The sequence below is a fragment of the Enterococcus sp. C74 genome (assembly GCF_040887125.1).
Lineage (GTDB): Bacteria > Bacillota > Bacilli > Lactobacillales > Enterococcaceae > Enterococcus_B > Enterococcus_B hirae.
Map to the genome: position 1 here is coordinate 124,848 of NZ_JBFOFA010000004.1, position 19,770 is coordinate 144,617.

At 37.4% G+C, this 19,770-nt stretch carries 20 protein-coding genes; 18 read left to right on the forward strand and 2 right to left on the reverse strand.

Annotated features, from left to right (window positions below; all coding sequences use genetic code 11):
• The first annotated feature begins 29 nt into the window (after positions 1-29).
• The 4 genes from msrA (at position 30) to AB3H93_RS06970 (ending at position 2,677) form a co-directional block, all read left to right on the forward strand.
• Positions 30-548, forward strand: coding sequence for a peptide-methionine (S)-S-oxide reductase MsrA (msrA, locus tag AB3H93_RS06955; RefSeq protein ID WP_010737371.1), 519 nt, complete (start codon positions 30-32; stop codon positions 546-548).
• Positions 545-766, forward strand: coding sequence for a YozE family protein (locus AB3H93_RS06960; protein WP_010719473.1), 222 nt, complete (start codon positions 545-547; stop codon positions 764-766). Before msrA ends, AB3H93_RS06960 begins: the two co-directional genes overlap by 4 nt.
• Before the next feature lie 121 nt (positions 767-887).
• Positions 888-1,439, forward strand: a complete 552-nt coding sequence (lepB, locus tag AB3H93_RS06965; protein WP_034700293.1) for a signal peptidase I — start codon at positions 888-890, stop codon at positions 1,437-1,439.
• Positions 1,440-1,663: 224 nt separating this feature from the next.
• Positions 1,664-2,677, forward strand: a complete 1,014-nt coding sequence (locus AB3H93_RS06970; protein WP_368020354.1) for a lipoate--protein ligase — start codon at positions 1,664-1,666, stop codon at positions 2,675-2,677.
• A 91-nt stretch (positions 2,678-2,768) separates the two neighbouring features.
• On the opposite strand, the gene AB3H93_RS06975 is transcribed toward AB3H93_RS06970, so the two are convergent.
• A complete protein-coding gene (locus AB3H93_RS06975; protein WP_010737374.1) occupies positions 2,769-3,167 on the reverse strand; it encodes a VOC family protein in 399 nt (132 codons plus the stop codon).
• A 343-nt stretch (positions 3,168-3,510) separates the two neighbouring features.
• Here AB3H93_RS06975 and AB3H93_RS06980 point away from each other — a divergent pair, with 343 nt between their 5' ends.
• The 12 genes from AB3H93_RS06980 to AB3H93_RS07035 all read left to right on the forward strand — a co-directional run bounded on the left by AB3H93_RS06980 (position 3,511) and on the right by AB3H93_RS07035 (position 16,203).
• The gene (locus tag AB3H93_RS06980; RefSeq protein ID WP_034700296.1) at positions 3,511-3,957 is read left to right on the forward strand and encodes a LytTR family DNA-binding domain-containing protein; all 447 of its coding nucleotides are present in this window, start codon (positions 3,511-3,513) and stop codon (positions 3,955-3,957) included.
• Positions 3,954-4,385, forward strand: a complete 432-nt coding sequence (locus AB3H93_RS06985; RefSeq protein WP_010737376.1) for a hypothetical protein — start codon at positions 3,954-3,956, stop codon at positions 4,383-4,385. The genes AB3H93_RS06980 and AB3H93_RS06985 overlap by 4 nt, the downstream gene beginning before the upstream one ends.
• Positions 4,386-5,053: 668 nt before the next feature.
• Positions 5,054-5,914, forward strand: coding sequence for a ribosome biogenesis GTPase YlqF (gene ylqF / locus AB3H93_RS06990; protein ID WP_368020355.1), 861 nt, complete (start codon positions 5,054-5,056; stop codon positions 5,912-5,914).
• The gene (locus tag AB3H93_RS06995; protein WP_368020356.1) at positions 5,907-6,674 is read left to right on the forward strand and encodes a ribonuclease HII; all 768 of its coding nucleotides are present in this window, start codon (positions 5,907-5,909) and stop codon (positions 6,672-6,674) included. Before ylqF ends, AB3H93_RS06995 begins: the two co-directional genes overlap by 8 nt.
• Before the next feature lie 61 nt (positions 6,675-6,735).
• Positions 6,736-7,593 carry a DNA-processing protein DprA gene (gene dprA / locus AB3H93_RS07000; RefSeq protein ID WP_096709229.1) on the forward strand — a complete coding sequence of 286 codons (858 nt, stop codon included), beginning with the start codon at positions 6,736-6,738 and terminating at the stop codon, positions 7,591-7,593.
• Between the two features lie 120 nt (positions 7,594-7,713).
• Positions 7,714-9,792 carry a type I DNA topoisomerase gene (topA, locus tag AB3H93_RS07005; protein WP_010719464.1) on the forward strand — a complete coding sequence of 693 codons (2,079 nt, stop codon included), beginning with the start codon at positions 7,714-7,716 and terminating at the stop codon, positions 9,790-9,792.
• The gene (gene trmFO, locus AB3H93_RS07010) at positions 9,761-11,134 is read left to right on the forward strand and encodes an FADH(2)-oxidizing methylenetetrahydrofolate--tRNA-(uracil(54)-C(5))-methyltransferase TrmFO (protein WP_368020357.1); all 1,374 of its coding nucleotides are present in this window, start codon (positions 9,761-9,763) and stop codon (positions 11,132-11,134) included. The genes topA and trmFO overlap by 32 nt, the downstream gene beginning before the upstream one ends.
• 283 nt (positions 11,135-11,417) lie before the next feature.
• Positions 11,418-12,317, forward strand: coding sequence for a tyrosine recombinase XerC (xerC, locus tag AB3H93_RS07015; protein ID WP_010719462.1), 900 nt, complete (start codon positions 11,418-11,420; stop codon positions 12,315-12,317).
• Between the two features lie 39 nt (positions 12,318-12,356).
• A complete protein-coding gene (gene hslV / locus AB3H93_RS07020) occupies positions 12,357-12,905 on the forward strand; it encodes an ATP-dependent protease subunit HslV (RefSeq protein WP_010719461.1) in 549 nt (182 codons plus the stop codon).
• 12 nt (positions 12,906-12,917) lie between these two features.
• Positions 12,918-14,318 carry an ATP-dependent protease ATPase subunit HslU gene (hslU, locus tag AB3H93_RS07025; RefSeq protein ID WP_010719460.1) on the forward strand — a complete coding sequence of 467 codons (1,401 nt, stop codon included), beginning with the start codon at positions 12,918-12,920 and terminating at the stop codon, positions 14,316-14,318.
• A gap of 15 nt (positions 14,319-14,333) precedes the next feature.
• Positions 14,334-15,125 carry a GTP-sensing pleiotropic transcriptional regulator CodY gene (gene codY, locus AB3H93_RS07030; RefSeq protein ID WP_010719459.1) on the forward strand — a complete coding sequence of 264 codons (792 nt, stop codon included), beginning with the start codon at positions 14,334-14,336 and terminating at the stop codon, positions 15,123-15,125.
• Positions 15,126-15,327: 202 nt separating this feature from the next.
• A complete protein-coding gene (locus AB3H93_RS07035; protein WP_034700304.1) occupies positions 15,328-16,203 on the forward strand; it encodes an aldose 1-epimerase family protein in 876 nt (291 codons plus the stop codon).
• A 163-nt stretch (positions 16,204-16,366) separates the two neighbouring features.
• On the opposite strand, the gene plsY is transcribed toward AB3H93_RS07035, so the two are convergent.
• On the reverse strand, positions 16,367-17,005 hold the full coding sequence (gene plsY, locus AB3H93_RS07040) for a glycerol-3-phosphate 1-O-acyltransferase PlsY (protein WP_010719457.1): 639 nt from the start codon (positions 17,003-17,005) through the stop codon (positions 16,367-16,369).
• A 103-nt stretch (positions 17,006-17,108) separates the two neighbouring features.
• Between plsY and AB3H93_RS07045 the strand changes: the two genes are divergently transcribed.
• Both AB3H93_RS07045 and parE read left to right on the forward strand, forming a co-directional pair.
• Positions 17,109-17,543 (forward strand): CoA-binding protein, encoded by a 435-nt coding sequence (locus AB3H93_RS07045; protein ID WP_010719456.1) that lies wholly within the window; start codon positions 17,109-17,111, stop codon positions 17,541-17,543.
• 199 nt (positions 17,544-17,742) lie between these two features.
• Positions 17,743-19,767, forward strand: coding sequence for a DNA topoisomerase IV subunit B (parE, locus tag AB3H93_RS07050; RefSeq protein ID WP_368020358.1), 2,025 nt, complete (start codon positions 17,743-17,745; stop codon positions 19,765-19,767).
• Positions 19,768-19,770 lie beyond the last annotated feature (3 nt).

A 19,770-nucleotide genomic window follows, 5' to 3' on the forward strand; every position in this document is an offset into this window, starting at 1 on the left:
ACAGTGGGTCATTGATGGGAGAGAGAAGGATGGAAAGAGCAATTTTTGCTGGAGGATGCTTTTGGTGTATGATTCAGCCCTTTGATACGCTGCCAGGGATTCATACGATCATGTCTGGCTATACAGGTGGACATGTGCCATCTCCAACCTATGAACAAGTCAAATCTAAAACGACTGGTCATACAGAAGCGGTAGAGATCATCTATGATCCAGAGAAAATATCATATCAAGAATTAGTGGAAATCTATTGGCAGCAAACCGATCCAACGGATGCATTTGGACAATTTGAAGATCGTGGCGAGAATTATCGGCCGGTTATTTACTTTACGACAAATGAACAGAAGAGAATCGCGGAAGAAAGTAAAAATCGATTAGCGGCTAGTGGTCGGTTTACAAAACCGATCGTGACCACGATTGAAAAAGCACAACCATTTTATTTGGCTGAGCCAGAGCATCAAGATTATTATAAAAAAAATCCTGAAAATTTTGAGCGAAACCATGCAAGAAGAGCGGCTTTCGTCAAAGAAAACTGGGAGGAAAGAATGTGAATCAAAGCTTCTATCATTATTTAATGACTCTTCGTGGCGGTAAACAAGCAGATCAACAATCTGTTTTCGCCACAGAAGCAGGGAAAGATATCCAGTTTCCTAAACATAGTACGAGTTATGAAGAAATTTCCGATTATCTAGAATTGAATGTGGATTATTTGTCATCTATGGATATATTTGATGAGGTGTGGGAAAAATATTTAGAAAACAGCCATTGATTCTGCGTTTGTTTTCTTCATTTTTTAGAAAAGATCAAAAAGGAAACATCTAGTCGCATTTTTTGGTTTTTTTTTCTATAATAGAGAAAGAACGATAACCTTGAGAGTGGAATGATGGATATTGACAAAAAAACAACGCTATATCGACCGTTTTTGGCTTATAATCAAATATGTACTTTGCTCCATCTTGATCGCTTTTATTTTAAGAGGATTTCTTCTTATTCCAGTGCCAGTAGAAGGTAATTCGATGGAAAACGTCTTGAAACAAGGTGACATGGTTGTAATGGAAAAATTTTCTGAAATCAGACGGTTTGACGTAGTTGTTTTTCAATTGGCTGATGGAACGATTTATATCAAACGAGTGATCGGGTTGCCAGGAGAGACAATTAGCTATGAGAATGATCAGCTGAAAGTGAATGGAAAAGTGGTCGAAGAACCTTTTCTAACGAAAAATAGAAAGTCGGATCATGAAAGTAGTCCTTATACAACGGACTTTACTCTGGAAGAATTAACGAATAAGACAAAGCTGCCAGCCGACAGTTACTTTGTTTTAGGGGACAATCGACGTGTTTCGAAAGACAGTCGCTCCTTTGGGATGATTACAGGAAGCGAAATATTGGGTAAGGCTCGCTTTGTTTACTATCCCTTGAACGAGATAAAATGGATTGGGTAAAGAAAAGAGATCATTCAGGATGATTTCAAGGCGCTAATGCCACCGCTTATTTGTTTTAGAGTGAAGAGGAAAGCAACCTCCAAAAGTTAGATTTTTTGATCTAACTTTTGGAGGTCGCTTTTTTACTTGATTAAAATAGTACAATTAAGATATAAAATGAACTAATTTCTTGCCATTTTATGTTCTAAAAGAGATGATAGGAGAAAAAGTAAGAAGGGATAAAAGTGCGCTATCATATCATGGAAAGTTTAGATATTCGGAGAAATCTAGCAACAGAGGAATATCTTATGAACAGTTTTGACAGTGATGAACCTTTGTTTTTACTATATATTCAAAAACCTTGTGTGATTATTGGACGAAACCAAAATAGTTATGAAGAAATCGATCTCAAGTATTTAAGGGAAAAAAACGTGACACTCACTCGGCGAACCTCAGGTGGAGGAGCTGTATATGATGATTTAGGAAATCTAAGCTTTAGCTTTGTGACCAGCAAAAATGCAATGAAATTTGGTGAATATGAATCCATTACCTCGCCTATTATCACAGCATTAAGAAAAATGGGCGCAACCAAAGCAGAAGTTGGTGGACGTAATGATATGTATATCGAAGGAATGAAATTTTCTGGTAATGCCATGTATACGAAAAAAAATCGGTTATACTCACATGGTACATTAATGTATGATGTTGATTTGTCCGTTCTTGATAAAATTTTGACGGTTTCCAAAGAGAAAATTGAGTCTAAAGCAACGAAATCAGTAAAAAAAAGTGTGACGAATCTGAAACCATTTTTAAAAGAAAAATATCAATTTGAAAAAACCGCTGACTTTAGAGATGCACTGATTTGTGAAGTCTATCAGGTCGATGATCTGCAAGAAATTGAAGATAAAAGGGTAGATTTGACGAAGAAAGATGAACAAAACATTGAACAAATCGTCCAGAATCGTTATGCTAATGATGATTGGGTCTATGGTGAAACACCAAGGTTTTCGGTGAAACGCAGAATCAGGCTCCCCAAAGTTGGAATTGTGGACGTCCGTTTGTCGACACTGCATGGGAGAATCAATGAGATTCGTTTTTATGGTGATTTTTTTGGACAAAAAGATGTAAGTATTCTTGAACAACAATTACTTGGTCAAAAATTTATTTATGAAGAAATAAAAAACGCATTAAATAATATGACTGTTTCAGATTATATCTTTCATTTTAATAACGAAGATCTACTAGCACTACTATTTTAGTCAAACAAGCCAAAATAAGTGCATAGGAGACCAAGATAATTTATCTAAAAAAGCCTTCCATCTGTTTTTCTAATGGAGGGCTTTAAAAAATTTACATTTTCATCCAGACAGGCTCTAATGTATTTCCATCTAAATCTTGGACTTCAAGTGAAAACATTTCTTCTTCAGACATGCCCATATCGACTTCATGATAGCTTCCGCCATTTTCTTTCGCCGTATTCGCAAACTTTTTAACTTCATCCGCATTTGCTACACTAAAAGAAATCAAGGCGCCACTTGTTTTTTTATTATCTGCGATTTCTTTGTCTTTTAAGAATTTTTTGTAAAAACCGTGAGAGAGTAACATGATCCAAAATGTGTCGTCCCAAACCACAGCGCTTGCTTCGTCAGTTGAAAATTCTTCATTTTTCTTAAAGCCCAATTTTTCATAAAAAGCAACAGACTTGTCTACATCTTCAACGGGGAAATTAACAAAAACCATACTGTTCATTTGTCCCTCTCCTTTCTTTTATCCTATCATCTATTAAAATGTAAACGTTGTCAAAAGATGCGTGCTGAAAGAATTCTTCTTTACAGTTTTATAAACGTTCATTGAATATATTTATCTGCAGAATACTAGAAAAAACGATTAAACCCAATCGAATGTCGTTCATCATTAAAGACAGGAACATTCTTCATTTGAAGAAGCAGGGTACACCTGAATAGGGAGGAAGTATTGAAATGTTTCCTATCTCTTGCAATCTTCTTGCGAAAAAGTGCAACCTCATGGAAAGGAATTGAATATGGTATGCGTACGGCTTAAACTGAGAGTATCAAAGCAAGGAGGAGAAAATTTGAGAATAAAATTTGGAATTGATAATCACATTGCACAGGATACAGTGAAGGTAACTACCCATTCTTCTTGCGAAAAAACGTGGGGGAGAATAAAAGAAGCTATTCTGACTACGGAGCAAACAATCGTAGTAATTGATGCAAAAACAAATAAGAAAGTTTCCAGGCTATTAAGTGATGTCTCCTCAATCGAGTCAAAAGAACAGATGTGTCATGTCGTTTTTACATCAAATGAGAGGTATCTATTAGCTGTACGGTTAAAAATAGTTGAGAAGCAATTTACAAGTTACGGATTTGTGCGGATTAACATTAGTACGCTGGTTAATCGATCTTTTATTAAAGCTTTTCGTTCTACGGATAATGCACGGGTTGAAATTGAAATGAAAAATGGTTCTAAATTTATTGTGAATCGTCACTATGTAAAAAAATTTAAGGAGATGTGGGTATGAGTAAACAGATAAAACATAATTTTTTTCAAACGTTCTCGTTAAGCAGCATCTGGTTGATATTTATAATAACAAGCTTCTTTGCGAAAGGACAGATGATCCATGTTTATTTTCTTTGGCACGTAATGGGTGTTAGTCTAGTTTGTGCATTAGTCTTTGGTGTGATGTATGATGTGCTTTGGAATCATCTTACGCTGAAACCAGTCAGTAATATTTTGATTGCGACTGTTGGAAATACAGTTGCGGGTTTAGCGATTTTCAATTTGCTTTCATTCAAACTGCCTTTGGCAATTTCACCAATTAATCTTTTGGCAATTTATCTTATTTTAAATTTGATCTTACACACCATTGCATTTTATCTATACGCAAAAAATGAGAGCAAAAAGCAAGCAAGAGCGTTAAATAAAAAAATAAATAACTCAATCGATTAAACGTTAGAAAGCAAGTTGGAAGTTTTCCACTCATTTTTAACTGAAAAAGGATAATCGATAGTTGATGATTCCAAAACTCAGAATCGATAATAAAGTGAAAAAATATCTCAAATTATATTGAGTAATGGATCACGAAGAAGTCTTAAAGGATGTGTTATCTCACTAATTTATAGCATGGAGGAATCAAGAACCCAGAGAACGGAAAATGCCAAAATGAGAGTGCGATTAGTAGGGAAATATGATAAAATACGGAACAGGCGCCTTTTTGTTATTTATAATGATGTATTTTCTTTTTATTAATAGTAATAAAAGTACAAAACATGTTTGATAAAGAAAAATACCCTAAGGCGTTGAGATTTAGTATCATGATAGAAGGATTATTCTGCCGAACCACTGATGAATAAAAAGCGGTATCCACTTTAAAAAATTGTAAAGTCAGGATAAATGCATAAAAATAATCGCTGATCTTAGGTTCATGGTAGTATGGATAGTTGCAGAGCTGCTTTTGAAAGAGTCTACCCAATAATTGCTTTGAATAATATAAGGAAAATGAGCCTAATCAACTTACTTGATGGTAGTAGACTTGTATGCATAGATTTACTAAGGTTAAATATGATAATGTAAGAATAAGGTTTGAAATCCTTATATGAAAGGAATGAATTTATTCTATGACGATCCAATGGTTCCCAGGGCACATGGCAAAAGCCCGTCGTGAAGTTTCTGAGAAAATGAAATATGTCGATATCGTCTTTGAATTAGTCGATGCACGATTACCTTTGTCTTCACGTAATCCAATGCTTGATCAGATCATCCAACAAAAGCCAAGGTTGGTATTATTAAATAAAGCTGATCTAGCAGACCCCAAACAAACGAAGTTATGGCAAACGTATTTTCAACAACAAGGTCATCAAGCATTAGCAATTACCGCTCAAGAGAGTAAAGGGATCAAAGCGTTGATTCCAGCAGCCAAAGAAGCACTGAAAGAAAAAAGAGCACGTGATGCCGCTCGAGGGATCAAACCACGAGCAATCAGAGCCATGGTTTTAGGTATTCCAAATGTCGGGAAGTCAACATTGATGAACCGCTTAGTTGGAAAAAAAATTGCTCAAACAGGTAATAAACCTGGTGTGACAAAAGGACAACAATGGTTGCGCCTAGGTAGCGAATTAGAGTTATTAGATACGCCAGGAATCTTATGGCCTAAATTTGAAGATGAAGAGATCGGTAAAAAACTAGCACTAACCGGAGCCATTAAAGACCAGTTAGTTCATTTAGATGATCTCGCTATCTATGGCTTAGATTTTTTCGCTCGTTACTATCCAGGAAGAATCGCGGAGCGCTATCAGTTACCAGAAGAAGCAGAACAACAATTAGCACCTGAATTATTGATGACGATTACTGCAAAGCGTGGCTATAAAGATGATTATGATCGTGGTAGTGAAGTGGTAGTCTTCGATATCCGTCAAGGAAAACTTGGGCGCTACACATTAGATCGATGTGAAGAAATGGGGAAAACAAGCGATGAGTGAATCGATCCAAAGTATCAAGGAACGATTAAAAACAGTGACGTCGTTAACTGATCCCTTCATTGCCGAACTAAAGCAAGATCAGCGAAAAGGGGTACAACAAGCGCTTCTATCCTTTGAGAAACAAGTAAAAAAAACGGCATTGATCCAAGAAAAATATTTGGAAATGTCATTATTTGAGAATCAGGCATATGAACAAGGATATGAATGGATTGCGGGGATTGATGAAGTAGGACGTGGGCCTTTAGCAGGGCCAGTAGTAGCGGCCGCTGTCATCCTACCTAAAGACGAACCGATCCTTGGATTAAATGACTCGAAACAATTATCAGAAAAAAAACGAGAACTGCTTTATGACCAAATCCAACAAAAAGCACTTGCTATCGGTATCGGCATCATTGATGAAAAAAAGATTGATGAGGTCAATATTTATGAGGCAAGCAAACTAGCAATGATCCAAGCTGTAGAAAAGCTGGCGATACGTCCAAATTATCTCTTAATTGATGCCATGACACTGGATTTGCCAATCCAGCAAGAAAAATTGATCAAGGGAGATGCTCGTTCAGTTTCTATTGCGGGAGCAAGTATCATTGCAAAAGTTTATCGTGATGATTTAATGAAAAAATATGATGAACTATATCCAGGTTATGGGTTTGGCCATAATGCTGGTTATGGAACGAAAGAACATCTACAAGGCTTAGCAACACAAGGAATTACCCCTATTCATCGACGCTCTTTTGCACCGATAAAAAATTATTTATCTTAAGATGTTTGACCGTCTCTTGCGTATTTTATTTAAAAGTAACTTCGAGAGGCGGTTTTCGTTCATGGATCAGATTGAAGGATTTTTACTTAAATTAGCTTATGCGAAAGGAATTAGCAGTCAAGGAAAATGGGCGGTTGTCCAGGCTTTATTGGAAACTCAAACATGCGAGTTGTCTTCTTATGAAATCATTGAAATCGCAAAAATTGTTCGTCATCGAGAAAAATTTCAAGAAAGTTGGCGGCAAATCAATCAAAATTTTGCGAAGTTTAAAACAGCTCAGTCATTCATTACTTGTCTTGACCCGTGCTATCCCCCGCAACTTTTTCATCTTGCGACACCACCGATTCTTTTATTTTATTCTGGTGATCTTTCTCTACTAAAACAAAAGATGCTCAGTGTGGTTGGGGGCAGGAAAACCTCGGTCTTGGCAAAAAAAGTTGTACATGAACTTTTAACTCCGGTCATAGATGCTAACTATGTCATCGTTAGTGGCTGTGCCAAAGGAATCGATACATACGCACATTTGGCTGCGATTAAAAATACTGGAAAGACGATTGCGGTAATCGGTACAGGAATTAAAAAAGCCTACCCAAAGGAAAACCAATTTCTTCAAGCAGAAATTGGAAAGAATCATCTTTTACTTAGTGAATATCCACCATACGAAGGACCAAAACAATACCGCTTTCCCATGAGAAATCGAATCATTGCTGCTTTGTCACAAGGCACTTGTGTCATTGAAGCAAAGCAAAAGAGTGGTTCTTTGATAACAGCACAACAAGCGTTAGAAATCGGTCGAACTGTTTTTTCTGTACCTGGAAATATTTTGACACAATACTCAACTGGCTCCCATCAACTAATTCAAGATGGTGCTGTTTGTGTGATTTCTGGTGAAGATTTATTGTTCGAGTTGAAAGAATAACAGGAACTTCTCATTTGATTTTCTTGACAAACGTTTTCTGAATGGATATGATAAGCTACGATTTGTATGAGTCCGCTTAATATAGTAGGAACATGTCAATGGAAAGGAGTCCATTCAGTAATGGCATATAAATATTTAGTGATTGTGGAATCACCTGCAAAGGCCAAAACCATTGAAAAATATCTTGGTCGTAATTATAAAGTAATGGCCAGTGTCGGTCATATACGTGATTTACCTAAAAGTAAAATGGGAATTGATGTCGAAAACAACTATGAACCCCATTATATTTCAATTCGCGGAAAAGGCGATGTGATCAAAAGTTTAAAATCAGCAGCAAAAAAAGCGCAAAAAGTTTATCTTGCAAGTGACCCGGATAGAGAAGGGGAAGCAATTGCTTGGCATTTAGCCTATTTACTAGGTTTAGATTTATCAGAAAAAAATCGTGTGGTTTTTAACGAAATTACTAAGGAAGCGGTAAAAGCAGCCTTCAAGGAACCAAGAACGATCGACGTGGATTTAGTGGATGCCCAACAAGCAAGACGGGCGTTAGACCGCTTGGTGGGCTACTCCATCAGTCCAATCCTATGGCGCAAAGTCAAAAAAGGATTAAGTGCTGGAAGAGTACAGTCTATTGCATTAAAAATTATCATTGATCGTGAAAAAGAAATCCGTGATTTCATTCCAGAAGAATACTGGAGCATTGACGGTAATTTCAAAAAAACACGTAAAAAATTTAAAGCAAACTTTTGGGGAATTGATGGCAAGAAAAAGAAATTGCCTGATGCCCAATCCGTAAAAGAAGTTACTGATCGTATTGATGGACCAGATTTCACCGTTCAAAAAGTTGAAAAGAAAGAACGGAAACGAAATCCAGCAAACCCATTTACTACGAGTAGTCTACAACAAGAAGCTGCTAGAAAATTGAACTTTAGAACACGGAAAACGATGATGGTTGCGCAACAATTATATGAAGGAATCTCCTTAGGTAAGCAAGGTACTGTAGGTTTGATCACATATATGCGTACCGATTCAACACGGATCGCTGAGACTGCGAAAGCAGAAGCGGCTACCTTCATCGAAGAAACTTACGGGAAAGAATTTTCTAGTCATGCACAACGTAAAATCAAAAATGCGCAAGGTGCGCAAGACGCCCATGAAGCAGTTCGCCCGACAAGTGTCCTACGTACTCCTGAGGAAATCAAACAATATTTAGACAAGGACCAATTAAAACTCTACACCCTTATTTGGTCACGATTTGTTGCTAGTCAAATGACACCAGCGATATTAGATACCATGAAAGTTACCTTAGAACAAAATGGCGTACTTTTTATTGCGAATGGCTCTAAAGTTAAATTTAAAGGGTTCATGCAAGTCTATGTTGAAGGCAGAGATGATGGGAAAGAAGATAAAGAAAATATCTTACCAGAACTAGCACAAGGGGATATTGTTCAATCAGTGGACATTGAACCGAAACAACATTTCACGCAACCGCCAGCAAGATTCAGTGAAGCAACTTTAATCCGTGCTTTGGAAGAAAATGGTGTGGGACGTCCTTCCACTTATGCGCCAACGCTGGATACGATCCAACGACGTTACTATGTCAAATTGACACAAAAACGCTTCGAACCAACTGAATTGGGTGAAATCGTCAATTCTTTGATTTGTGATTTCTTCCCCCAAATCGTCGATATCCATTTTACCGCTGAAATGGAAGGTGATTTGGATAAAATTGAAGAAGGAAAAGAAGCATGGATCGAAGTGGTGGATCGTTTCTACAAACCATTTGAAAAAGAATTGACCAATGCAGAAGAAAAAATCGAAAAAATTCAAATCAAAGATGAACCGGCTGGATTTGACTGTGATATTTGTGGGCATCCGATGGTTATAAAATTAGGAAAGTATGGTAAATTTTATGCATGTAGTAATTTTCCTGATTGTCGAAATACGAAACCAATTGTTAAAGAGATCGGTGTGACTTGTCCAGTTTGTCATGAGGGTCAGGTGATTGAACGCAAGTCTAAGAAAAACCGAATCTTTTACGGGTGTTCACGTTTTCCAGACTGTGACTTTACTTCTTGGGACAAACCAGTAGGACGAAATTGTCCGAAATGTGACCAGTATTTAGTTGAAAAGAAAGTCAAAGGCGGAAAACAAGTCGTATGTATCAATGGCGACTATGAAGAAGACATTCAAAAATAAAATGAGAAGAGGTCTTTATTTGAAAACTGTTAATGTAATAGGTGCAGGATTAGCTGGAAGTGAAGCAGCTTGGCAAGTCGCTCAAGCAGGTGTTCCTGTTCGTTTATACGAGATGCGCCCAGTGAAATCAACAGAAGCACACCATACAAGTAATTTTGCAGAGTTAGTCTGTTCCAACTCCTTGAGAGGGAATAGTTTAGCAAATGCAGTAGGTTTATTAAAAGAAGAAATGCGACGGTTAAATTCAGTCGTGATCACTTCAGCTGATGAAACAGCTGTTCCAGCTGGCGGTGCCTTAGCAGTGGATCGGTATTCTTTTTCTGAGACGATCACACGTAAAGTCAAAGAACACCCGCTAGTAACAGTCATCAATGAAGAAATCACTGAAATTCCAGAAGGGATCACGATCATTGCTACTGGTCCCTTAACCTCTCACCCGTTAGCTGAAAGTATTAAAGCATTCAATGGTTCTGACGGATTCTATTTTTATGATGCAGCAGCACCGATCGTAGACAAAGCAACGATCGATATGGATAAAGTCTATTTAAAATCACGCTATGATAAAGGGGAAGCAGCTTATCTAAACTGTCCAATGACTGAAGAAGAGTTTAAAGCATTCCACGAAGCTTTAACAACAGCTGAAGTAGCCGAACTTAAATCATTTGAAAAAGAAAAATACTTTGAAGGCTGTATGCCGATCGAAGTGATGGCTCAGCGTGGCTTTAAAACAATGCTGTTTGGTCCAATGAAACCAGTTGGATTAGAAGATCCAAAAACCGGTAAACGCCCTTATGCGGTGATCCAGTTACGTCAGGACAATGCCGCTGCCTCATTGTATAACATCGTTGGTTTCCAAACGCACTTAAAATGGGGAGAACAAAAACGGGTTTTCCGTATGATCCCAGGTTTAGAAAACGCAGAATTTGTCCGTTATGGTGTAATGCACCGCAACAGTTTTATGAATTCACCAGAATTATTGAAACCAACTTATCAATCAACGAAGCGTGAAGACTTGTTCTTTGCAGGACAAATGACTGGTGTGGAAGGTTATGTTGAAAGTGCAGCTAGTGGTTTGCTTGCAGGAATCAATGCTGCTCGTTTAGCTAAAGAAAGTGAGCCGATTGAGTTTCCACGAGAAACAGCGATTGGGAGTATGGCGTATTATATTACACATGCTGAAGGAAAACATTTCCAACCAATGAATGCGAATTATGGTTTGTTCCCTGAATTACCAGAGCGCATTCGTGACAAAAAAACACGTTATGAAGCGATTGCTCAAAGAGCACTTCAGGCAAATGAACAAATAAAAAAAGAATTAATTGATGAAGTAACAGCTCAGTAACATGAAGTGAGCCCGGGACAAAGGTGTTCCGGGCTCTTTACTAGGCATAAAATAAATATACAACACATCTTTTATTTGCAGTGTTCCAAAAGGAATTTTTTTCTTTTGGTAAAAAATGAGTAAATATCAGATTAAAAAAAAGGTCGTAATCTAAGAATTTTGTCAAATTAATTGTTTCAATTGTGAACAAACTTAGAAATATTGATTAAATTCTGACAATTTATTTGTTTTTTTAATTTTGCTATGCTAAATTTATCTCTGGGATTAAAAGGAAGGTGATAAAATGCTAGAACAAACGTGGAAAGATAAGTTTTTGCGTTATTTAATCGTGGAACGTGGTTACTCTGAAAAAACACGAGAAGCATACGAGGAAGACCTCACTAATTTTGAAAGATTTCTTACAGAATCAGGAGAGGATGATTTATTAAAAATCAATCACTTAGATGTTCGAGTGTATTTAAGTTACCTAACTGATGAAAGATATAGCAGAAATTCGATCAGTCGTAAGATTGCAAGTCTGCGCTCTTTTTATCAATACCTTTTAAAAGAAGAAGTGATCAAAGAAAATCCTTTTTCTTATGTCCACCTAAAAAAGAAAAATTTGAAACTACCTCGCTTTTTTTATGAGAATGAAATGCAAGCATTATTTGACAGTGTCAAAGGAGAAAAACCTTTAGATTTGAGGAACCAAGCGCTATTAGAAGTTCTTTACGGTTCGGGGATTCGATTAAGCGAGTGCAGTAATTTGAAACTAGCAGAAATCGATTTCGACTCCGAAGTCATGTTGATTCATGGTAAAGGGAATAAAGAACGGTATGCACCACTTGGTTCATTCGCACAAGATGCCTTACAAGAGTATTTTGAAAAAGGGCGAAAGGTGCTGATGGATAAATACCACAAGAGTCATGACTATGTTTTTGTGAACCATCATGGTGAACCAATTACGCCAACAGGGATCGAGTATGTATTGAATCAAGTGATTAAAAAGAGTAGTTTAGATAGTTCGATCCATCCACATATGCTGCGGCATACCTTTGCTACACATTTGCTGAATAATGGCGCAGATATGCGGACAGTTCAAGAGCTGTTGGGTCATGCTAATCTATCTACTACACAGATCTATGCTCACGTGACAAAAGAAAGTTTACAAAAAAATTATCGCTCGTTTCATCCAAGAGCGTAATAGAAAAGGATCAGTAATCTTAATTGGGAGGAAATAACTATGGTAGAATCACAATTTCATTCAACGACGATTTGTGCCGTTGAAAAAGATGGAAAATTTGCAATGGCAGGTGACGGTCAAGTTACAATGGGCGAATCCGTGGTGATGAAAGGAAGCGCAAGAAAAGTCCGTCGAATCTATAATGATGAAGTCATCGTAGGATTTGCTGGAAGTGTCGCAGACGCATTTACATTGGAAGAAAAATTTGAAGGCAAATTAAATGAATACAATGGTAATTTACAGCGAGCTGCAGTGGAATTAGCGCAAGAATGGCGGACACAACAGTCCATGCAAAAACTAGAAGCAATGTTGATCGTAATGAATGAAAAAGAAATGTTATTAGTTTCAGGTACTGGGGAAGTGATTGCACCAGATGATGGAATTTTGGCAATTGGTTCAGGAGGGAATTTTGCATTAGCTGCTGCTCGGGCAATGAAGAACTACGCACAAAATGACATGAGTGCCAAAGAAATCGCAGAAAATGCACTGAATATTGCAGCAGACATTTGTATCTTTACAAATCATAATATTATTGTGGAAGAATTATAGAGGTGAAGAAGAATGTATGAATTAAAACAAACACCAAGACAAATCGTTAATGAATTAGATCAATATATCATTGGACAACAAGCAGCTAAAAAATCAGTTGCGGTCGCTTTGCGCAATCGCTATCGCCGTTTACAATTAGATGAAAAAATGCAACAAGATATCACACCTAAAAATATGCTGATGATCGGACCAACAGGGGTAGGGAAAACAGAGATCGCTCGTCGATTGGCGAAAATCGTCAACGCTCCTTTCGTGAAAGTAGAAGCAACGAAATTTACAGAAGTAGGTTATGTTGGTCGAGATGTGGAGTCGATGGTTCGTGATCTAGTAGAAAATGCGATCCAGATCGTTGAAAAAGAACAATATAGCCGTGTATATACTGAAGCTAAGAAAAGAGCAGAAAAACGCCTAGTAAAAGTGCTGGTTCCTGGGATTAAAAAAGAACAAAAACAAACAGGAAATCAATTTGAACAAATGATGAATATGTTCAATGTTGCGCAACAAAATACAGCAGAACCGCAAGAAGAAGTGACTGAAGAAATCCGTGTCAATCGGAAAACGGTTCTAGAACAATTACAAAAAGGTTTACTTGATAACCGTCAAGTAACAATCGAAATAGAAGAACAAAAGAAACCAGCTCCAATGATGAACAATGGTTTGGAACAGATGGGCATTGATTTAAATGAAACATTAGGGGCGCTAACACCGAAGAAAAAGGTTGAGCGCACGTTAGCAGTAAAAGATGCACTTGAACTGTTGATCAAAGAAGAATCAAGTAAACTAGTCAAAGATGCTGACATCCATAGTGAAGCCATTCAATTAGCACAATCAAGCGGGATCATTTTTATTGATGAAATCGATAAAATCACTTCAAAATCACAACAATCTGGTGAAGTATCACGTGAAGGCGTCCAAAGAGATATCCTGCCAATCGTTGAAGGTTCACAAGTGAACACGAAGTATGGAGTTATCCAAACGGATCACGTCTTATTTATTGCTTCTGGTGCCTTCCATTTATCAAAACCAAGTGATTTGATTCCAGAATTGCAAGGACGTTTTCCAATACGTGTAGAATTAGATGATTTAACTGCAGATGACTTTATTAAGATCTTGACTGAACCAAACAATGCACTGATCAAACAATACGTAGCATTGATTGGCACAGAAAATGTTTCAGTGATCTTTACGAAAGAAGCAATTGAGAAAATCGCTCAAATCGCTTATGATGTAAATCGCGATACGGATAATATCGGAGCTAGACGTTTGCACACGATCTTAGAAAAATTGTTAGAAGACTTATTGTTTGAAGCACCTGACATGCAAATGGGAGAAATCACGATTACGGAAGCTTATGTGGAAGAAAAATTAGGTTCGATTGTAGCAAATGAAGATTTAAGTCGTTTTATTTTATAAAATCGGAGGAAGAAAATGACGGATTTATTAACAAAAACCCGCAATATCAACAAATTATTACAACAAAAAAATACTTTCGATCTGCGAGCTGATTTACCTTATGATAAAATGGCTGTGACATTAGGTGCTATTTTAGATAGTAACGTCTATATCATCAGCAGTGAAGGAGTCTTATTAGGCTATGATGAACGTCATGATGTCAACAATGAACGGATAAAAATGATGTTTGTTGAAAAGCAATTTCCCGATTCTTATACTGACACAGTTGATCAATTGAACAAAACGGAAGCCAATATTCCGATCAGTAGTGAAATGACTGCTTTTCCTTTTGAAGCAAGAGAAAAATACCCATTTGGTTTGACGACAGTAGTTCCTATTTTTGGTGCTGGCGAGCGGTTAGGAACCATTATTTTATCAAGGATGGAACAAGCCTTTACCGATGAAGACCTAGTGTTAGCTGAATATGGTGCGACGGTAGTCGGCATGCAGATCCTTTATCAAAAATCACGTAGTATTGAAGCGGATGTCAGAAGTGCAACAGCTGTCCAAATGGCGATCAATACTTTGTCTTACAGCGAATTGAAGGCAGTTCAAGCGATTTTTGATGCCTTAGAAGGCGATGAAGGACGTTTAACAGCATCCAATATTGCGGATAAAATTGGGATCACTCGCTCAGTGATCGTCAATGCATTACGTAAATTAGAGTCAGCTGGGATCATTGAATCACGCTCCCTTGGGATGAAAGGGACGTATTTAAAAGTTCTAAATTCCAGATTCAAAGAGGAATTAACAAAACACAGTTACTAAAAATCTATGACCGATTGATTAGATGAATCTATTCAGTAGGAACGAAGTAAACAAAAAGAGTCTCCTTTAGGTTTTCTTTTCGCTGAAACACACGAGTAATGCCAAGGATGATTCGGATACTTCTTGTTGGAAAAAATAAGAATAGCTTAGGACCTGAGACTAGCTATCTCAGGTCCTAAGATTTAACGGTGGAGGAATTATAATGACTGTAATCATTCAAAATGATCAATTGATTGCTGAAATTGCTGAACATGGAGCAGAATTGGTCAGTTTAAAATCAAAGGATAATAATCTTGAGTATATTTGGCAAGCTGATCCAGCGTATTGGGGAAGACATGCGCCCGTTTTATTTCCATTTGTTGGAAGATTAAAGGATGACCAATACACGTACCAAGGAAAGACTTATTCAATGGGGCAACATGGCTTTGCGAGAGATATGGATTTTGAAGTAATCGAACATGGTCAAGAATTAGCCAGCTTTTTGTTAAGAAGCACACCCGAGACCAAAAAAAATTATCCTTTTGATTTTGAATTAGTGATTTCTTATGAATTAGGTGGAGATGGGATCACCGTTCATTATCAAGTGGCTAATACTGGAGAAGAAGAAATGTTCTTTTCGATTGGGGGTCACCCAGCCTTTAATGTTCCTCTGGAAGAAGGATTGACTTTTGATGATTTTTACCTTGCGTTTTCACCTAAAAAATCACGTTTGCGTTTACCTTTAAGTGGGCCATATATCGATATGGAACAAAAAACACTTGGACAAACAAATACCAACCTTGCATTAGTACACGATCTTTTTGAAAATGATGCACTAGTATTTGAAACGAAAGGATTGAACGCTTATGCCATCCGTAGTGAAAAATCTAGCCACAGTGTGACATTGAGTTATAAAGATATGCCATATGTTGGGATTTGGTCACCTTATCCAAAAGAAGCGCCTTTTGTTTGTATCGAACCTTGGTGTGGTATTGCAGATACAGTAAACAGCTCGGGAGAATTGATGGAAAAAGCTGGAATCAATCAACTAGGCGCACATGAAATTTTTCAAACAAAATATTCGATTACGGTAAAATAGTGGTTATCCTAAAGTTGTTTGATTTCAATTAATCAGAGGAAATCAGGTATAATGATTCATGTTCCCTTTATTTTGCTAATCGTTTCTTTTCGCTTCTTAACGAATCAATCATTTAAAAGCTAAAAAAACAGTTGGCTGATTAGTCAACTGTTTTTCTCTCAGGTCAATTTTTTTTCTTACTACTATTCAATCCGAAGGGGATACGACTTTCTGTATGGTTTTTGATTCGTAGGATATTCTCTTTATGGCGATAGAAAATAAAGGCAGAAACTAAAAATGCAATGATCGTCAATAGCCAGTTTTGCTTAGGTAAGATACCAGGTGCGATGTAAGGAAGGATAATCGTTGATAAAGTGATCAAAGTTGCACTGATCATACTTGTTAAACTTACCATACTAGTACAAAAGAGCGTAACAACGAAGATGATACTGGAATAGATAAAAAATAGAGGATTGAATCCAAGTAACATTCCAGCACTTGTTGCAACTGCTTTGCCTCCTTTGAAGCCAGCGAAAATAGGGAACGTATGACCTAAGATCGCACAAACACCAAACCATAGGGGATTAATGGTTGTAACGTGGAAAATAACTGGTAAGCAAGTTGCCAAGGTTCCTTTCAAGATATCCATGAACAACACAATTGTACCTGCTGTTTTTCCTAAAACTCTAAAAGTATTGGTGGTGCCAGTATTTCCGCTACCATGTTGGCGGATATCTTTTTTGAAAAATAATTTACCTATCCAAACCCCCGAAGGAATCGAGCCTAGAAGATAGGCAAGTACCAATAATAAAATTAATTTCATTGTTCTACCTCTTTCAATTTGAAACTAATGTTTATTTTAGCATGAATAAAGTACGTGAACAATTGGAAATACTTGAAAGAGTGAACGAAAGGGAGTATTATTTATGTCATTTGAAAATCCAACACAAGAAAAAATCTTCGATTATTTAAAAACAGCAAAAACGATTGCAATTGTTGGTTTGAGTAATAAGGAAGAACGAACAAGTTACCAAATTGCTCGATTTCTGCAAGAACGTGGATATCGTATCATTCCGGTGAACCCATTATTAGCAGGAGAGATCATTTTAGGCGAAAAGGTCTATGCGTCGCTACAGGAAATCCAAGAACCGATCGATATTGTGGATATTTTTCGGCGTAGTGAATTTTTGCCAGAGGTAGCTGCTGACTTTTTACAGACTCAAGCAAAAGTATTTTGGGCGCAATTAGGAATCGCAAATGAAGAAGCAGCAAACAAGCTTCAATCAGCAAATCGCAAAGATATCGTCATGGATCGTTGTATAAAAATCGAGTGGAACAATATGAACGAAAAAGATAACTAAATGTTTGCATTTTAAATAACATGAAATATTTAATCGACAAGACAAAAGCGAACAATAGGATAAAAAAGATGATATTCTCAAAGGTTAGTTAGTAATTAAGTTTTAATTCTTTCCTAACCTCTTTTTTTTCATGCGTATTTCTAGTATGATTATCGTGATGCGGTTTTAACCGTAAAGTATTATTGAAGGAGCGTTTGCCTTGGCAAAAAAAGTAAAGAACGAATATAATGATGCATCGATCCAGGTTCTTGAAGGATTAGAGGCAGTTAGAAAACGACCAGGAATGTATATCGGGTCAACGGATAGCCGGGGCTTACATCATTTAGTCTATGAGATCGTTGACAATGCGGTTGATGAAGCTTTATCTGGATATGGAAATGAAATTGATGTAACCATTCATGAAGACAATAGTATCACTGTGACAGATAGCGGTCGTGGTATGCCAGTTGGGATGCATGCTTCTGGTATCCCCACAGTTGAAGTGATTTTTACTGTACTACATGCCGGCGGAAAGTTCGGTCAAGGAGGATACAAGACCTCAGGGGGACTACACGGTGTCGGAGCAAGTGTGGTCAATGCTTTGTCAAAATGGTTGGTTGTTACAATCATCCGTGATGGGATTGAATACCAACAAAAATTCAGCAATGGTGGTAAGCCTGATGGTACACTGAAAAAAATCGGGAAAACCAAGAAATCCAATGGAACGACAGTTCATTTCTTACCAGATGACACGATCTTTTCCACTACTAAATTTTCTTATGATATTTTATCTGAACGTTTGCGAGAATCAGCTTTTCTTTTAAGAGGAGTAAAAATCACACTTTCTGATCTGCGTGGTGAAGAACCAATCAAGGAAGTTTTTCACTACGAAGAAGGGATCAAAGAATTTGTTGACTACCTAAACGAAGAAAAAGATACGTTGACACCAGTTGTTTATTTTTCTGGTGAAAAAGACGGTATCGAAGTCGAAGTTGCTTACCAATATAATGATGGATATTCAGAAAACGTGTTGTCATTTGTGAATAATGTCCGAACGAAAGATGGAGGCACCCATGAAGTCGGTATGAAGTCAGCGATGACGAAAGCCTACAATGAATATGCCCGAAAAGTGGGCTTGCTGAAGGAACGAGATAAGAATCTCGAAGGTAGTGATTTTAGAGAAGGTTTAGCAGCTGTTCTCTCCATTCGAGTACCTGAGAATCTCTTACAATTTGAAGGACAAACAAAAGAAAAATTGGGTACACCAATTGCCCGTACGGCAGTAGATAATGTCATTGGAGAACAAATGGGCTTTTATTTACAAGAAAACAGTGAAATGAGCCAAATGTTAGTGCGAAAAGCAATCAAAGCCCGAGAAGCTCGTGAAGCTGCCCGAAAAGCTCGAGAAGAAAGCCGTAATGGGAAAAAACGTAAAAAAGGTGAATCATTACTCTCAGGAAAACTGACACCTGCTCAATCACGAAATCCGAAAAAGAATGAATTATACCTCGTGGAGGGAGACTCTGCTGGCGGTTCAGCAAAACAAGGAAGAGACCGTAAATTCCAAGCCATCTTGCCTCTTCGTGGGAAAGTGATCAACACTGAAAAAGCAAAAATGCAAGACATCTTGAAAAACGAAGAAATCAATACGATGATCTATACGATCGGTTCAGGTGTTGGACCTGAGTTTTCAATTGAAGATTGCAATTATGACAAAATTATTATCATGACCGATGCGGATACCGATGGTGCACATATTCAAGTGCTATTACTGACGTTCTTTTATCGTTACATGAAACCATTGATTGAAGCAGGAAAAGTGTATATCGCATTACCACCGCTTTATAAGGTTTCTAAAGGTCAAGGAAAAAAACAAGTGGTCGAATATGCTTGGACAGATGATGAATTAGCAGCGACCATCAAAAAAATTGGTAAAGGCTATATGTTGCAACGCTATAAAGGTCTTGGAGAAATGAATGCAGAACAATTGTGGGAAACTACCATGGACCCAGCCTCTCGAACGTTGATTCGCGTGAGGATAGATGATGCTGCTCAAGCGGAACGTCGCGTGACGACATTAATGGGGGACAAAGTTGAACCTCGCCGAAAATGGATCGAAAATCATGTGCAATTCACGTTAGAAGAAGATGGTAGTATCTTAGATAAAAAAGAAGATATTGAAAATACAGCTACGTCCAATGAATTGTTCGATGAAGAGAAACAATCTGAATTAGTAGAAGAATAGGAG

Coding starts and splice junctions, on each gene's coding strand:
- trmFO (WP_368020357.1), top strand. CDS start 9,761: ATGGCGACTATGAAGAAGACATTCAAAAATAAAATGAGAAGAGGTCTT.
- AB3H93_RS06995 (WP_368020356.1), top strand. CDS start 5,907: ATGAGTGAATCGATCCAAAGTATCAAGGAACGATTAAAAACAGTGACG.
- topA (WP_010719464.1), top strand. CDS start 7,714: ATGGCATATAAATATTTAGTGATTGTGGAATCACCTGCAAAGGCCAAA.
- msrA (WP_010737371.1), top strand. CDS start 30: ATGGAAAGAGCAATTTTTGCTGGAGGATGCTTTTGGTGTATGATTCAG.
- hslV (WP_010719461.1), top strand. CDS start 12,357: ATGGTAGAATCACAATTTCATTCAACGACGATTTGTGCCGTTGAAAAA.
- AB3H93_RS07035 (WP_034700304.1), top strand. CDS start 15,328: ATGACTGTAATCATTCAAAATGATCAATTGATTGCTGAAATTGCTGAA.
- AB3H93_RS06975 (WP_010737374.1), bottom strand. CDS start 3,167: ATGAACAGTATGGTTTTTGTTAATTTCCCCGTTGAAGATGTAGACAAG.
- ylqF (WP_368020355.1), top strand. CDS start 5,054: ATGACGATCCAATGGTTCCCAGGGCACATGGCAAAAGCCCGTCGTGAA.
- AB3H93_RS06985 (WP_010737376.1), top strand. CDS start 3,954: ATGAGTAAACAGATAAAACATAATTTTTTTCAAACGTTCTCGTTAAGC.
- AB3H93_RS07045 (WP_010719456.1), top strand. CDS start 17,109: ATGTCATTTGAAAATCCAACACAAGAAAAAATCTTCGATTATTTAAAA.
- hslU (WP_010719460.1), top strand. CDS start 12,918: ATGTATGAATTAAAACAAACACCAAGACAAATCGTTAATGAATTAGAT.
- dprA (WP_096709229.1), top strand. CDS start 6,736: ATGGATCAGATTGAAGGATTTTTACTTAAATTAGCTTATGCGAAAGGA.
- xerC (WP_010719462.1), top strand. CDS start 11,418: ATGCTAGAACAAACGTGGAAAGATAAGTTTTTGCGTTATTTAATCGTG.
- codY (WP_010719459.1), top strand. CDS start 14,334: ATGACGGATTTATTAACAAAAACCCGCAATATCAACAAATTATTACAA.
- plsY (WP_010719457.1), bottom strand. CDS start 17,005: ATGAAATTAATTTTATTATTGGTACTTGCCTATCTTCTAGGCTCGATT.